This window comes from Aristophania sp. ESL1100 (genome assembly GCF_058511235.1).
This window is the reverse complement of sequence record NZ_CP196394.1, coordinates 1,930,695-1,944,271: the sequence shown is the minus strand read 5'-3', so window position 1 is coordinate 1,944,271 and position 13,577 is coordinate 1,930,695. Positions and strand designations below refer to the sequence as shown.

The window sequence follows — 13,577 nt, the reverse complement described above, 5'->3', positions numbered from 1 at the left end:
GAACGGGATCAGTTGTTCATCGCGTCGAAGAAATCCTGGTTGGATTTGCTGTAACGCAATTTGTCCAGCAGGAAGTCCATTGCATCCATCGTGCCCATAGGGGCCAGAATACGCCGCAGAACCCACATTTTGGAGAGGGACGCACGATCGACAAGCAGCTCCTCTTTCCGGGTGCCGGATTTGGTGATGTCAATCGCAGGGAACGTCCGCTTATCCGCAAGTTTACGGTCAAGGATCAGCTCGGAGTTGCCTGTGCCCTTGAATTCTTCAAAAATCACTTCATCCATGCGTGAGCCTGTATCAATCAAAGCCGTTGCAATGATGGTGAGAGAACCGCCTTCTTCAATGTTACGGGCCGCACCAAAGAAGCGCTTTGGTCTCTGCAACGCATTGGCATCCACACCACCGGTCAGCACTTTGCCTGATGAAGGCACAACTGTGTTATAGGCGCGTGCCAGACGCGTGATGGAATCAAGCAGGATCACAACATCGCGCTTATGCTCGACAAGACGCTTGGCTTTTTCCAGAACCATTTCCGTGACCTGAACGTGACGTGTTGCAGGCTCGTCAAAGGTTGAGGAAATGACTTCCCCCCGGACTGAACGAGCCATGTCCGTCACTTCCTCAGGGCGCTCGTCAATAAGCAGCACGATAAGGAAGACATCAGGATGGTTTGCCGTAATGGAGGAGGCAATGCTTTGCAGCATGACCGTCTTACCTGTGCGTGGCGGGGCCACGATCAGGGCACGCTGCCCCATACCAATAGGTGCAACGAGGTCAATCACGCGGGAGGTATAATCGCGCTGATCTTTTTTCCCTTTGGCATTCTTTGCGGCAGCGGGCTCTTCTTTGAGTTCCACTTCCATCTGAAGACGGCGTTCAGGGTAAAGAGGCGTCAGATTGTCAAAATTGATCCGGGTGCGGACCGTTTCCGGCGCCTCGAAGTTAATGGCATTGATTTTGAGAAGTGAGAAATAACGCTCTCCATCGCGTGGAGCACGGATCTCACCTTCTACCGTATCTCCCGGGCGCAGGCCAAAGCGGCGAACCTGGGCAGGGGAGACGTAGATATCATCGGGTCCGGGGAGGTAGTTTGCTTCAGGGCTGCGCAGAAAGCCAAAGCCATCAGGCAGGATTTCGAGCGTGCCGTCTCCATAGATGGATTGCTCACGTTCAGCCAGCGTTTTGAGAATTGCAAACATGATGTCCTGCTTGCGCATGGACGAAACGTTCTCAATCTCCAGTTCTTCAGCGAAGGCCAGAAGATCGGTGGGGGATTTCTTCTTAAGTTCGGCGAGATGCATGAAAATATGCGCCTTGATCTGCTCCAGTGGAGAGGGTCATGAAAGAGAAAGGAGACACCGCAGGCCAGCAGAAGAAACATACGTAAGCATGTGACGTGACTGATTGACAGAGACCTCGCAAAAGCCGCTTCCCCCTGCGTAAAATAAGAAAAGGGGCAAGAGTACGTGTAACGAGGATTTATTAAGGTGTCATCCGGTTTAGAGGATCGTGATCTGAAAAGGTATGAAAGCCCTCTCGAAATCTGGTTGACACTTAGGCAAGGCGAAAGATTGTGTCAAGATCATATCATAAAAATGTTTCAGGAAAAGGGAAAGCGTGCTTTTTAAGAAGGGCTCTGTTATAAAATTGTCCCAATATTTCTAAAAATCATGAGTTAGAAGGCTTGTTGAAGTCACTAAGGCAGGAAGCAAGATGACCGTTGAAATCCGAGTGCCCCCCCTGGGCGAGAGCCTGAACAGTGCGACCATTGCCCGGTGGCTCGGCAAAGAAGGTGATTATGTGCAGCCGGGAGATGTTCTCCTCGAGCTTGAAACTGACAAGGTAACCCTTGAAGTGCCGGCCCCTGTGGCGGGAAGTCTGGAGATTCTGGCACCTGTCGGGACAGAGGTGAAGGTGGATCAGCTTGTGGCCTCTCTTGATGAGACAGCTGTGCCTCCTGCTCCCCTGAAAACAGCCCCTTCCGAAAAAGCCGTTTCTGCCCCTGTTGAGACGGCTTCTATTTCCAAAGAGCCTCCTCTTACGTCTGAATCAAAGCCGGTGCAGCCTCGTGTCCCTTCAGATCAGGAAGGGGTCAGGCGGGTCCCTATGAGCCGCTTGCGCCAGACAATTGCGCGTAATCTGAAAGAGGCCCAGAATAGTGCGGCGATCCTGACCACATTCAATGAAATAGATATGGGCGCTGTGCGCGAGCTGCGTGCCCAGTATAAAGAGGTTTTCGAGAAGAAAAATGGCGGAACCCGCTTAGGCTTCATGTCCTTTTTCGCCAAGGCTGTGATCGGAGCAATCAAGGATTATCCAACCCTGAACGCCCAGATTGATGGCGACGAGATCGTTTATCGTGATCATGTAAATCTGGGGATCGCTGTCGGCACAGAACGCGGCCTTGTCGTGCCCGTCATAAGGCAGGCTGAGCAGATGAATTTTGCTGAGCTGGAGCGGTGTGTTGCTGATTATGGCAAACGAGCGCGGGATGGCGCTCTGAAGCTTGATGAGCTCGCAGGAGGAACTTTCACCATCACCAATGGTGGCATTTTCGGCTCACTTTTATCCACCCCAATCCTGAATCGTCCTCAATCAGGTGTCCTTGGAATGCACACAATTCAGGACAGGCCCGTTGCACGCAATGGTCAGGTTGTGATCCGTCCCATGATGTACGTCGCCCTTTCCTACGATCATCGTCTGATTGACGGGAAAGAGGCTGTCAGCTTCCTTGTGCGTATTAAAGAACTGATTGAAGATCCGAGACGTCTTTTGCTCGAAATTTAATCATTTCCCAGACAGCTATGTGACGGATGGAATACCCCCTGACCTGAGCGGAACAGGGGGTATTTTTATCAGATCTTCCAGTCTTGCGGAACGTGACCGCCATTTTCGCTGATTTTTCCGTACAGCTGTTTGATGAGCCATATATTCATGGCTTCGGTATTATTCTTGTCGCCCGCATAATTTAATTCATCGGCAAGTTTGCGCCGGGAATTCAGGGAACTGTCAAGATTGAGCAATTTCATCAGGTCAACAATGGAATGTTGATAATCAAGATTTCTGCCTGATTTGATGGCCAGCGCCTGTAATGTGGCTTCTACATCAACCGGCTGATTCTGTGCAGGACTTTCCGCCTGTTGTGGTGTCTTATCCTGTTTTGGAGCCGGCGTGGCGGAAGAAGCCTGCGTCGGTTTTTGCGCCTCATGGGCGAAGGATTTGATTCTGGAAACAATGTCACTGAAGATACCCATGGAAAATTCTCCCTGGTTATGAATGAAGGCCCCTCCGGGCCCTTTGCCGGGACTCCAGAAGGGGGGCCTTCTTTTCAGTGTAGCTCAGTAACGGTAAAGATCGTGTTTGAATGGACCATTTTGATTAACACCGATGTAATCGGCCTGTTTTTTGGTCATTTTTGAAAGCTTGGCGCCTACTTTATCCAGATGGAGGGCTGCCACTTTTTCATCGAGGATCTTGGGAAGTGTGTAGACCTTGTTTTCATAAGTGCCAGGTTTTGCTGTCCAGAGTTCAATCTGGGCCAGAGTCTGGTTTGTGAAAGAAGCGGACATCACAAAAGAGGGGTGCCCTGTTGCGTTTCCAAGATTGACGAGGCGGCCTTCTGAAAGAAGGATAATGCGGCGATTGGGGGCCAGCTCAATTTCGTCAACCTGTGGCTTGATGTTGTTCCACTTGAAGTTACGAAGGGAGGCTGTATCAATTTCACTGTCAAAGTGACCAATGTTACAGACGATGGCACGGTCCTTCATGGCGCGCATATGATCAAGTGTGATGATGTCTTCATTGCCTGTGCATGTAACGAAGATATCGCCTCTTGGAGCGGCGTCTTCCATCGTGACGACCTCATAGCCTTCCATCGCCGCCTGAAGCGCACAGATCGGATCAACTTCGGTCACCAGAACGCGGCACCCTGCATTGCGCAGTGACGCAGCGGAGCCCTTGCCAACATCGCCATAGCCAGCGACGACGCCCACTTTACCGGCCATCATAACGTCTGTGCCACGACGGATGGCATCGACAAGGCTTTCACGGCAGCCATAAAGATTGTCGAATTTTGATTTCGTCACACTGTCATTTACATTAAAGGCAGGGACTTTCAATGTGCCTTTTTTGGCCATTTCCCACAGACGGTGGACGCCTGTTGTGGTTTCTTCAGAAAGACCACGAATGTCTTTGAGCAGTTCAGGATGTTTTTCATGAACGAGAACCGTCAGGTCGCCCCCGTCATCGAGAATCATATTGGGCGTCCAGCCATCAGGGCCTTTAAGTGTCTGCTCAATGCACCACCAGAATTCGTTCTCTGACAGACCTTTCCAGGCAAAGACAGGAATACCGGCAGCCGCAATGGCAGCCGCAGCCTGATCCTGGGTGGAGAAAATATTGCACGATGACCAGCGGACGGTCGCTCCAAGGGCGATCAGGGTTTCAATCAGAACAGCTGTCTGAATGGTCATATGCAGGCAGCCTGCAATACGGGCACCCTTCAGGGGCTGCTGGTCGCCATATTCCTCGCGGAGTGCCATCAATCCCGGCATTTCACCTTCTGCGATGGAGATTTCCTTACGGCCCCAGTCAGCAAGGCTCAGGTCACGAACTTTATAATCATGTGCTGTCATTTGGACTTCCTCAAAATTCTAGCTATTCGGGCGTCATGAAACCCCAAATACGTCCAAAATACCAGCTTTCTTTATAAAGGGGCCGTGAAGCCGGCAGTAAGGATTGGGTTTTTGCCTCTTTGAAAGAAATATGCCCGGAAAAAGCGAATATTGTGGCGGATAAACATTTTTTGGTGGGAAAAGCGATTAGGGAGTGTCCAATCCCTTTGAGATACTTTAGGAAAGTGCCATATTGAATTCAGTCATCTGAATAAAATAATTGCCTGATAGATTTTTTTCGTTAAGGGGGGAGACAGTTATGTCGGATAATACTGTTCCCAAATTCCCGTTTGTTGTGCTTGACCCATCCCTGAAGAAAAAAGAGGGACCCGAGCGTCTGACACAAGGGTTGGTGTGGGCTATCTGTGCAACGCCCGGTGTCGGGATCAGGACTCTTGAACCCTCTGAAATCAAGGCAATTCTGGCTTCAGCAACACCTGAGCAGTTTCATTTGATCGGGAGTATCCAGCAGGAAGGCTGCTGGTTCTGGCTCCATTTTGATATGGTCCATAATTCAGCCCGTAACAATGTGGCCCATCTGCCCGGTTTGCCGGAAGATGTCAGCGCAATGCTGGCAGAAACGGAATATGGCATTGCTCTTGAAGCGTCAGGGGATACGGTCTGGGGAGCTTTCCCGGCTTTTGATGATGCTCTGGCTGAGGAAGACCGGGAAATCTGTGCCTGGCGGTTTGCCATGAAGCGGGATTTTCTGGTTACAACCCGCCGCACGCCTATTCCCGTTCTTGGGGCGGCATACAGAACGTTGGAAAATGATCATGTCCCGCGTAATCCCGCAGGGGTTGTGGATATGGTGTTGCGGGATTTTACAACAACGGTCCGCCGGCAGCTGGGCCAGCTTGATGATGAGCTCGACCGGACAGAAGATGTTCTTTTATTGAAAGAACGGAGCCATGATCTGGGCCATCTGGGTAGTATTGTGGGCAAAGTGCGCAGGCGGACGTCAGAATTACGTCGTGCCATGGTTCCTGTTGACCGTGTGTTGCGTGATGAAGACCTTAATCTCCCCAACTGGGCGGAAGATGATTTGCGTGATCGTGCCGAGCGGCAGGTCCATGCAGCCCTTGATGACCTTATTGCCCTGCATGACCGTGCACGCTCCCTGCAGGATGAACTGGCTTCCAATCAGGCTGAGGAAACGAACCGGCGGCTTTATATCGTCTCCGTGATGACGACCTTGATGCTGCCTGCAACATTTGTAACAGGGTTCTTCGGCATGAATACGGGGGGCATGTTCCTGGCGAATGGAGGGATCGGCACCATCATAGCAGGGGGGATCTGTTTTCTCTCCATGGCGATTACCTTCATTTTTATGAAAATGGCCCGTCTTTTATAAGCAGAAGATATATTTCATATATTTAAACGTGGCTTAATCTTTTCAGCCTAATAATCAGAAGAGCCCCTTCTGATTATCTTTATTATTTTTCAGTTAATTAGGGGGCAGTTCCTGTTCGTTATACGTTCATGAAGGAAACTGTCTATGTCTGAAAACATCATCCGCACGACAGCAGGCGCCCCCTGGGTCGATAATGAAGACAGCAAATCGGCTGGCAAAAGAGGGCCGCTTTTACTGGAGAATTATCAGCTTCTTGAAAAGCTGGCTCACCAGAACCGTGAACGTATCCCGGAACGTACAGTCCATGCCAAAGGCTCGGGAGCTCATGGGACGTTAACGATCACACATGACATTACGAAATATACCAGAGCTTCAGTCTTTTCCCAGGTTGGTAAAAAGACCGATATGTTCATTCGTTTCTCGGTGGTTGCCCCTGAAAAGGGAGGCGCAGAAGCCGAGCGTGACGTACGTGGCGTTGCCATGAAATTTTATACAGAAGAGGGGAACTGGGACCTTGTGGGTAATAACACCCCGGTTTTCTTTGTTCGTGATCCTATAAAATTTCCCGACTTTATTCATACGCAAAAACGTCATCCAAGAACAAATCTGCGTTCTCCTACCGCTATGTGGGATTTCTGGTCTCTCAGTCCTGAGAGTTTGCATCAGGTGGCCATTTTATTCTCTGATCGGGGGATACCAAAAGATTATCGCCATATGGATCTTTTTGGCAGCCATACTTATTCCTTCTGGAATGACCGGAGAGAGCGTTACTGGGTCAAATTTCATTTTAAATCACAGCAGGGCATTCAATGTTACACAAATGAGGAAGCGGCTGGCGTTATTGCACGAACACGCGATAACGCTCAGGAAGACCTTTATAACGCTATTGAGTCCGGGAATTTCCCGCGTTGGACCTTTTATATCCAGATTATGGAGGAAGAAGACGCCGAGCGTGTTTCGTTTAACCCCTTTGATATTACCAAAGTCTGGCCTCATAGGGATTATCCCTTGATAGAAGTCGGGGTTCTGGAGCTTAATCGTAACCCGGATAATTATTTTGCAGAGGTGGAGCAGGCTGCTTTTTCACCTTCCAATATCGTTCCGGGCATCGGATATTCTCCTGATAAAATGCTTCAGGGCAGGATTTTCTCTTATGCTGATGCCCACCGCTACCGTGTGGGTACTCATTATGAGATGTTGCCGATTAACCGCCCGAAATTCCCGATCCAGAATTATCATCTGGATGGGGCCATGCGTTTTGATGCTCCGAAAAGTGGCGATGGGGATTTCTATGAGCCTAACTCCTTTGGTGGACCGGTTCAGGATTTCAAGGCAGCAGAGCCGCCTTTGCGGGTAAGCGGTGAGGCGACTTATTATGATCACCGCAGTGATGGCAATGATTACGATCAGCCAGCTGCTCTCTATCATCTGTTTGATGAAGGCGAGAAACAGCGTTTCTATAAAAATTTCGCTTCAGCAATGCAGGGCGTGCCTCAAGAGATTATAGAGCGTCAGTTGGGTCATTTTGAGAAAGCTGACCCGCGCTGGGCTGAAGGTGTCAGAAAGGCACTGAAAGAGCTTCAGGGCTAGGCCGTCATTAAGTCTGTATAGGGCCTTGAAATGGTCACAAGATACGTAAGTGATGTGTCTTGTGACCTGTTACAGAACATTTAAATATTACCTCATACTATTATTGATATAAAATTATAGTTTTATTTGCAATTACTTATGTAATGTTGGTTATAATAAATAAAGGATTCTAATAATGGATAAGTCAATAATTCGTACAACAGCGGGCGCCCCCTGGGTTGATAATGAAGACAGTAAATCGGCCGGAAAAAGAGGGCCGTTATTATTGGAGAATTACCAGCTTCTTGAAAAACTGGCGCATCAGAACCGTGAACGTATTCCAGAACGTACCGTCCATGCAAAGGGGTCTGGCGCGTATGGGACCCTTACCATTACGCATGATATCACCCGCTATACGAAAGCATCTGTCTTTTCGCAGATTGGAAAGAAAACGGAACTATTTGTCCGATTTTCCATCGCCTTGGCTCAAAAAGGGGCGTCAGAAACAGGGCGCGATATACGTGGGATGGCGATGAAATATTATACAGAGGACGGAAACTGGGATCTGATCTGCAACAATTCCCCCGTCTTTTTTGTTCGTGATCCCATGAAATTTCCTGATTTTATACATTCAGAACGTCCTCATCCCAGGACCAATGTGCCATCCCCTCAGGCCATATGGGATTTTATTTCCCTAAATCCGGAATGTGTGCATGAAACGTTAATCCTGTTTTCAGATCGTGGTATCCCTTCTGATTACCGTCATATGGATAGTTTTGGCTGCCACACTTATTCCTTATGGAACGGAAAAGGGGAGCGTTACTGGGTTAAATTTCACTTTAAAACCCAACAGGGAAACAAGTTCTATACGGCGGAAGAGGCAGCTGCCGTTGCTTCTGAAAATCCGGCTTCATCGCATATGGATCTTTATGAGGCGATTGAAAATGGCGATTATCCACGCTGGACACTCTATATACAGATTATGGAAGAGACTGAGGCTGAGCGTGTGTCCTTTAACCCATTTGATGTGACAAAAGTCTGGTCCCATAAAGACTATCCATTGATTGAGGTTGGCGTTCTGGAGCTTAATCGCAATCCGGAAAATTATTTTGCAGAAGTTGAGCAGGCAGCCTTCTCGCCTGCCAATGTCATTCCCGGAATTGGCTATTCCCCCGATCGGTTATTGCAGGGACGCCTATTTACCTATCAGGATGCTCATTTTTATCGTGTGGGCACACATTATGAGATGCTCCCGGTGAATCGCCCGAAATTCCCGGTCAGGAATTATCATCTTGATGGAGCCATGCGTTTTGATTCTCCTGAAAATGGAGATGGGGATTTCTACGAACCGAATTCTTTCGGCGGCCCGGTAGGCGATCTCAGTCAGGCAGAGCCGCCACTGCGAGTCAGCGGAGAGGCGACTTATTATGATCATCGCAATGAGGGCCATGATTATGAGCAGGCGGCCGCACTTTACGCTTTATTTGACGATGGCGAAAAGCAGCGTCTTTATAAAAATCTTGCCACTGCCATGAAGGGCGTGCCGCAATTTATTATTGACCGGCAATTGGAACAATTTGAGAAAGTGAACCCGGAGTGGCGCAAAGGCGTTCAAAAGGCTCTTGAAACATTAAAGGATTGACCCTGTTACCTTTATAAGGTGGTCATAAAAAAGGCTCCCGGAATAACCGGGAGCCTTTTATTATATCAGACCCTGAAAGATATAAGTTTTATCAGGCGCTGGCCTGTGGGAGACGTCTGATTGTAAATGTGCCGGACGAAAAAGCCCCGTCAGCAGGTTTGAATGTGACTTTCAGGGTGCTGTTTGGAGCCATTTCCCCAATTGCCTGAAGGATTTTAAGGTTTTCGTTAATTCTGAAGTTGAATTTCCCCAATGCAACCAGTTGGCCGCCATCGCCCTGGGCGAAGAAGGTCAGAGGCCCGACTTCCTGATTATTTTCATCAGTAACGGTTGCGACCTTTCTGTCTACAAGAGCAGAGAGACCATTAAGCTTTTCCAGCGTAAGAGGCGTGAACATTTCCCACCCCATCAGGGCCGTAGAGTTGAAATGTGTCAGTTCATTACGTGGGTTGATGCTGAACCATGTATTGCGTTCTTTATCGCGCAATCCAATACGGTTATCTCCAGCATAGACCATCTCAAGTTCGGGCAGGGAACGGGGGAGAGAAGAGCGCTTACGCAGGACAGCAGGGGCAGGCAGCTGCAAAGGCATAGGGGCCAGAGCAAACAGGTCCGGATATTCACCGCTTATAAAAGGCTGGCGAATGAGCTCATCACGAATCGGGTCATGCCCGATGATATGTCCATACCAGTCGATAAGCCAGAAACGTGTCAGGGTCGGGGCAGCAGTCATGTTATAATCTCCCTTATGAATCACTATGTGACGAGGCTGTTGGCCCTGTCAGATATATACACTTACGCATAACACTCGATAAGGCGCTTCTTTCGGGGTTACGAAAACTACAATCGAAGTCCACTTCGGGGACATCTTTATAGAATTCTGACGTGTTTTCGTAAATATTTAATCTTAAAAGAAAATGCGAGAATATGTGTTTGACTTCCCCAATTTTTTGCCAGTGTGTTTTTATACCTGAAGAGCGAGGTGCAAAGGCAAGTGCTTCTTCTTCGGGCCAGGGTGTGTCCCTCCAGGGGGTTCCTGGCAGTTCATCCGTCCCCCCCAATAAACCGTGCGGGGGACGTGTTCTCAGAAGGACCTGCCCATCATCCAGACGAACACGAAACACGCTTCCATAACGAACGGGACGTTTTGGTTTGGGCAGTCGTCTGGGTAATTCTTTTGCGATATTCAGTCTATAGCCCTCGCATGATTTGTTGCAGGGGCAAAGCAGGCAGGACGGGTTAGCGGGCGTGCATATGGTCGCACCAAGATCGAATAAAGCCTGAGCAAAATCAGAAGGTCTGTCCCGGGCAACGAGGGATTGATTAAGCAGAGCAGCCTGTCGGTGGAGAAGGGGGCGGCTCCCGGGAAGGGGTTCCTCAATGGCGTTCAGCCTTGCGGTCAGGCGTTCGACGTTTCCATCGACAGGGACAACAGCTTGATAAAAGGCGATGGCCGCTATAGCCCGTGAGGTGTAGGCACCGATCCCCGGCAAGTCCATCAAGGCTTCAAGTGTGGTAGGAAAAGAGCCGGCAAGGCTTACTTTCCGGGCGCAGGCATGAAGATTTCTTGCACGTGCATAATAACCAAGTCCTGACCAGAGATGGAGAACATCGTCCAAGGGGGCACTGGCCAGGTCCTGCACAGTAGGATAGGTCTTCAGAAATTTTTCATAATAAGGGATAACAGTTGCCACAACGGTTTGCTGAAGCATAATTTCACTGAGCCAGACTTTATAAGGGTCTGGTTTCTGGTTTGGTAACGCCCTCCAGGGGAGGACCCGCCGGTGATGGTCATACCAGTCGAGAAGTGCAGAAGCTGTATCAGGTGTCACAGGAAGTCATATGAGTGATCAATCGCAGAGACGCAAGGGGAAGAGCGGTCCTTCAAAAAAAGAGGTCCCCTTCAAGAGGTCCCGTACAATCCGGTTGATAGGGTCTTATATCCCGCAATTAACACAACCTGCCTTCAGAAAACACTCCCCGTTGCTCACGCGTCTGATGTTGGACTGGGAACAGTTTGTAGGAAGTGCCACGGCACGCGCCTGCGCCCCTAAACGCTTAAGTCAGGGGATATTGACGGTCTCCTGTCAGGGGCCGGTTGCTATTGAATTACAATATAATACGGTGCTGATTCTCGAGCGTATAAACACATCATGTGGCCTGACCGGGGAGCATAGGCTGACGCGGTTGAAAATAGTTCAGGACCAAACCATTCCCGTGCAAGCTGAAAAAGTTGTCCGCCCCAAACCTCTTTCCATCATTGTGGAGAATTTTGAGGAAGGCCCTTTAAAAACGGCTCTTGAGCGCCTGGGCGGCCACCTTAAGGCACGCGGCAGACGCTGAAGATCCGTTCGGTAATCGTTTCACGTGAAACAGAGATCAGTTTCCGGAAACAAAAACAGAGGCAGGATATCCCTGAGCAAAGAGATGAGCCCGCAAAGTGGAGAAATTAACCTGCTGTGGGACCTCTTTTTTCACGACAGGTTTCGCTTTGAAAGCCAGTCCCAGCCCGGCCTCTTTCAGCATGGGAATATCATTGGAGCCGTCTCCGGTTGTTAAACTGGCTTTAAGCTTGATCCCGCGCTCGGCACATAGTCTGTCGAGATGCTCGCGTTTTGCCTGAGGGCCCAGAATCTCTCCGACAATTTTGCCTGTCATTTTTCCGTCCTGAATATCGAGGACATTTCCGTAATTTTCATCAAACCCGCATTGTGCGGCAATGCGTTGCGTATACCATGTAAACCCGCCTGAGATTAGAGCGGTGCGAGCTCCATGCGCTTTCATGGTCTGAACGAGCTCAATCGCCCCTTCATTGAGGACCAGACTCTCATGGATCTCGTGGAGTGCCTGTTCTGACATGTTTTCAAGTAGCGCAGTTCTCTGCTGCAAAGAGGTGGCGAAATCAATCTCACCATTCATCGCAGCCTTTGTAATGGTTGCGATCTTTTCCCCAATGCCCAGCAGAGCAGCAAGGTCGTCAAGTGTTTCCCCTGTTAAGATCGTGCTGTCCATATCGGCGATGAGAACGGCTTTGCGCCGCCCACGCGCTTTGGTCAGGATGGCATCAACCTTGTAAGGCGCCAATGTTGTGCGAATCGTTTCTATGGAGGCACTTCCGCTCCCTTGGGGGGGACAGGGGATCTCAACAGCCTCTCCCTCTGAAAGGGTAACAGGGGCAGAACCTTTGACCAGATGCCGGGCGATCTCAACAGCCTCTTTGGGGAGAGACTGGTGACGGCGGTCAACAACAAGCGTCAGAATATCAGGAAAGGACACAGGGACTCTCAATCAAGCTGTAAATATGGCAAAAGAGAAAGCATGAATGCTTCTCCTATTGCTCTTATTGTGGCTGGACCGACCTGTTCAGGCAAGTCTGCTCTGGCTCTGAAATTGGCCCAGGATTTTCATGGGGCCGTGATTAATGCGGATTCCATGCAGGTCTATAAGGATTTGCGCGTTTTGACCGCGCGACCTGACGAGACAGAAACGAGCCTCGTTCCTCATAAATTATATGGTGTTCTGGATGGAAGCCACGCGGGAAGCGTTGCCTGGTGGAGGCAGCAAGCGCTGGAGGCTCTTCAGCAATGCGCGGAAGAAGGCCGCCTTCCGATCTTGTGTGGGGGAACGGGGATGTATTTCCGTGCTCTTCTTGAAGGGTTGGTTGAAATTCCCGACCCCGGTGAGGAAGCCCGTAAGGAGGCGAGGGGATTTTTATCTGAACAGGGCCCGGAATGGCTTCATGACCGGTTGAAAGACGTTGACCCGGAAACAGCATCGCGTCTTCATGCCACAGATTCGCAAAGAATTGCACGGGCATGGGAAGTCTGGCGCGGGACAGGGCGCGGCCTGGCGGAATGGCAGAAACACCCACAATTGCCGCCAGCACCCTACCGGTTTCTTTCGATTCGGCTCGACCCGGATCGGCAGACCCTGCGGGGCGCGATTGCGCGACGTTTCGAGGTGATGCTGCAAGCTGGCGCATTGGAGGAAGTGAGGGCCCTGATGCAGAAGAATCTTCCTCCGACGCTGCCGGTCATGCGGGCCCATGGCGTGCCGGAATTAATGTCTGTCCTGAAAGGGGAGCTTTCTTTAGAGAAAGCAGAGGAGCAGGCCGTTATCGCAACAGGGCAATATACACGGCGTCAGGCGACCTGGTTCAGGCATCATAAATTGGGAAAAGAAGGTGATGATATTATTTCATTACACAGATTTGGGGAAAATGAGAAATTTTCGGAAAGAGAATTACGTGAAATAGAAAATTTTATAACCCAAAGAATTGACATGCCGGTCGGAAGTTCTTAACCTTTATCTTCGTTAGTGGAACTTCATAAACTGA

The 13,577-nt window shown here is 49.8% G+C and carries 12 protein-coding genes; 6 read left to right on the top strand and 6 right to left on the bottom strand.

All coding sequences use genetic code 11. The features are described from left to right. Positions 1-8 precede the first annotated feature (8 nt). A complete protein-coding gene (gene rho, locus ACSYSY_RS08835) occupies positions 9-1,304 on the bottom strand; it encodes a transcription termination factor Rho (RefSeq protein ID WP_491707193.1) in 1,296 nt (431 codons plus the stop codon). A 412-nt stretch (positions 1,305-1,716) separates the two neighbouring features. Here rho and sucB point away from each other — a divergent pair, with 412 nt between their 5' ends. Beyond that, positions 1,717-2,790: a dihydrolipoyllysine-residue succinyltransferase gene (sucB, locus tag ACSYSY_RS08830; RefSeq protein ID WP_491707192.1), complete on the top strand. Its 1,074-nt coding sequence runs from the start codon at positions 1,717-1,719 to the stop codon at positions 2,788-2,790. 68 nt (positions 2,791-2,858) lie between these two features. On the opposite strand, the gene ACSYSY_RS08825 is transcribed toward sucB, so the two are convergent. Then, positions 2,859-3,257, bottom strand: a complete 399-nt coding sequence (locus ACSYSY_RS08825; protein ID WP_491707191.1) for a DUF3597 domain-containing protein — start codon at positions 3,255-3,257, stop codon at positions 2,859-2,861. Positions 3,258-3,341: 84 nt separating this feature from the next. After that, positions 3,342-4,637: an adenosylhomocysteinase gene (gene ahcY, locus ACSYSY_RS08820; RefSeq protein ID WP_491707190.1), complete on the bottom strand. Its 1,296-nt coding sequence runs from the start codon at positions 4,635-4,637 to the stop codon at positions 3,342-3,344. 298 nt (positions 4,638-4,935) lie between these two features. On the opposite strand from ahcY, the gene ACSYSY_RS08815 reads away from it, so the two are divergent. The 3 genes from ACSYSY_RS08815 to ACSYSY_RS08805 all read left to right on the top strand — a co-directional run bounded on the left by ACSYSY_RS08815 (position 4,936) and on the right by ACSYSY_RS08805 (position 9,241). Beyond that, positions 4,936-6,030, top strand: coding sequence for a CorA family divalent cation transporter (locus ACSYSY_RS08815; protein ID WP_491707189.1), 1,095 nt, complete (start codon positions 4,936-4,938; stop codon positions 6,028-6,030). 144 nt (positions 6,031-6,174) lie between these two features. Continuing rightward, complete coding sequence (locus tag ACSYSY_RS08810; RefSeq protein ID WP_491707188.1) at positions 6,175-7,620, top strand: catalase; 1,446 nt, start codon at positions 6,175-6,177, stop codon at positions 7,618-7,620. A gap of 175 nt (positions 7,621-7,795) precedes the next feature. Then, positions 7,796-9,241: a catalase gene (locus ACSYSY_RS08805; protein WP_491707187.1), complete on the top strand. Its 1,446-nt coding sequence runs from the start codon at positions 7,796-7,798 to the stop codon at positions 9,239-9,241. A gap of 91 nt (positions 9,242-9,332) precedes the next feature. Here the strand turns inward: ACSYSY_RS08805 and ACSYSY_RS08800 are convergent, their stop codons facing one another. Then, the gene (locus ACSYSY_RS08800) at positions 9,333-9,974 is read right to left on the bottom strand and encodes a hypothetical protein (protein WP_491707186.1); all 642 of its coding nucleotides are present in this window, start codon (positions 9,972-9,974) and stop codon (positions 9,333-9,335) included. A 13-nt stretch (positions 9,975-9,987) separates the two neighbouring features. Next, positions 9,988-11,073: an A/G-specific adenine glycosylase gene (locus tag ACSYSY_RS08795; protein WP_491707185.1), complete on the bottom strand. Its 1,086-nt coding sequence runs from the start codon at positions 11,071-11,073 to the stop codon at positions 9,988-9,990. 10 nt (positions 11,074-11,083) lie between these two features. Between ACSYSY_RS08795 and ACSYSY_RS08790 the strand changes: the two genes are divergently transcribed. Further along, a complete protein-coding gene (locus ACSYSY_RS08790; RefSeq protein WP_491707184.1) occupies positions 11,084-11,584 on the top strand; it encodes a DciA family protein in 501 nt (166 codons plus the stop codon). A gap of 36 nt (positions 11,585-11,620) precedes the next feature. Here the strand turns inward: ACSYSY_RS08790 and serB are convergent, their stop codons facing one another. Beyond that, positions 11,621-12,517: a phosphoserine phosphatase SerB gene (gene serB, locus ACSYSY_RS08785; RefSeq protein ID WP_491707183.1), complete on the bottom strand. Its 897-nt coding sequence runs from the start codon at positions 12,515-12,517 to the stop codon at positions 11,621-11,623. Between the two features lie 42 nt (positions 12,518-12,559). On the opposite strand from serB, the gene miaA reads away from it, so the two are divergent. Then, entirely contained in the window at positions 12,560-13,543 is a 984-nt protein-coding gene (miaA, locus tag ACSYSY_RS08780) for a tRNA (adenosine(37)-N6)-dimethylallyltransferase MiaA (protein WP_491707182.1), read from the top strand. Positions 13,544-13,577: the final 34 nt, after the last annotated feature.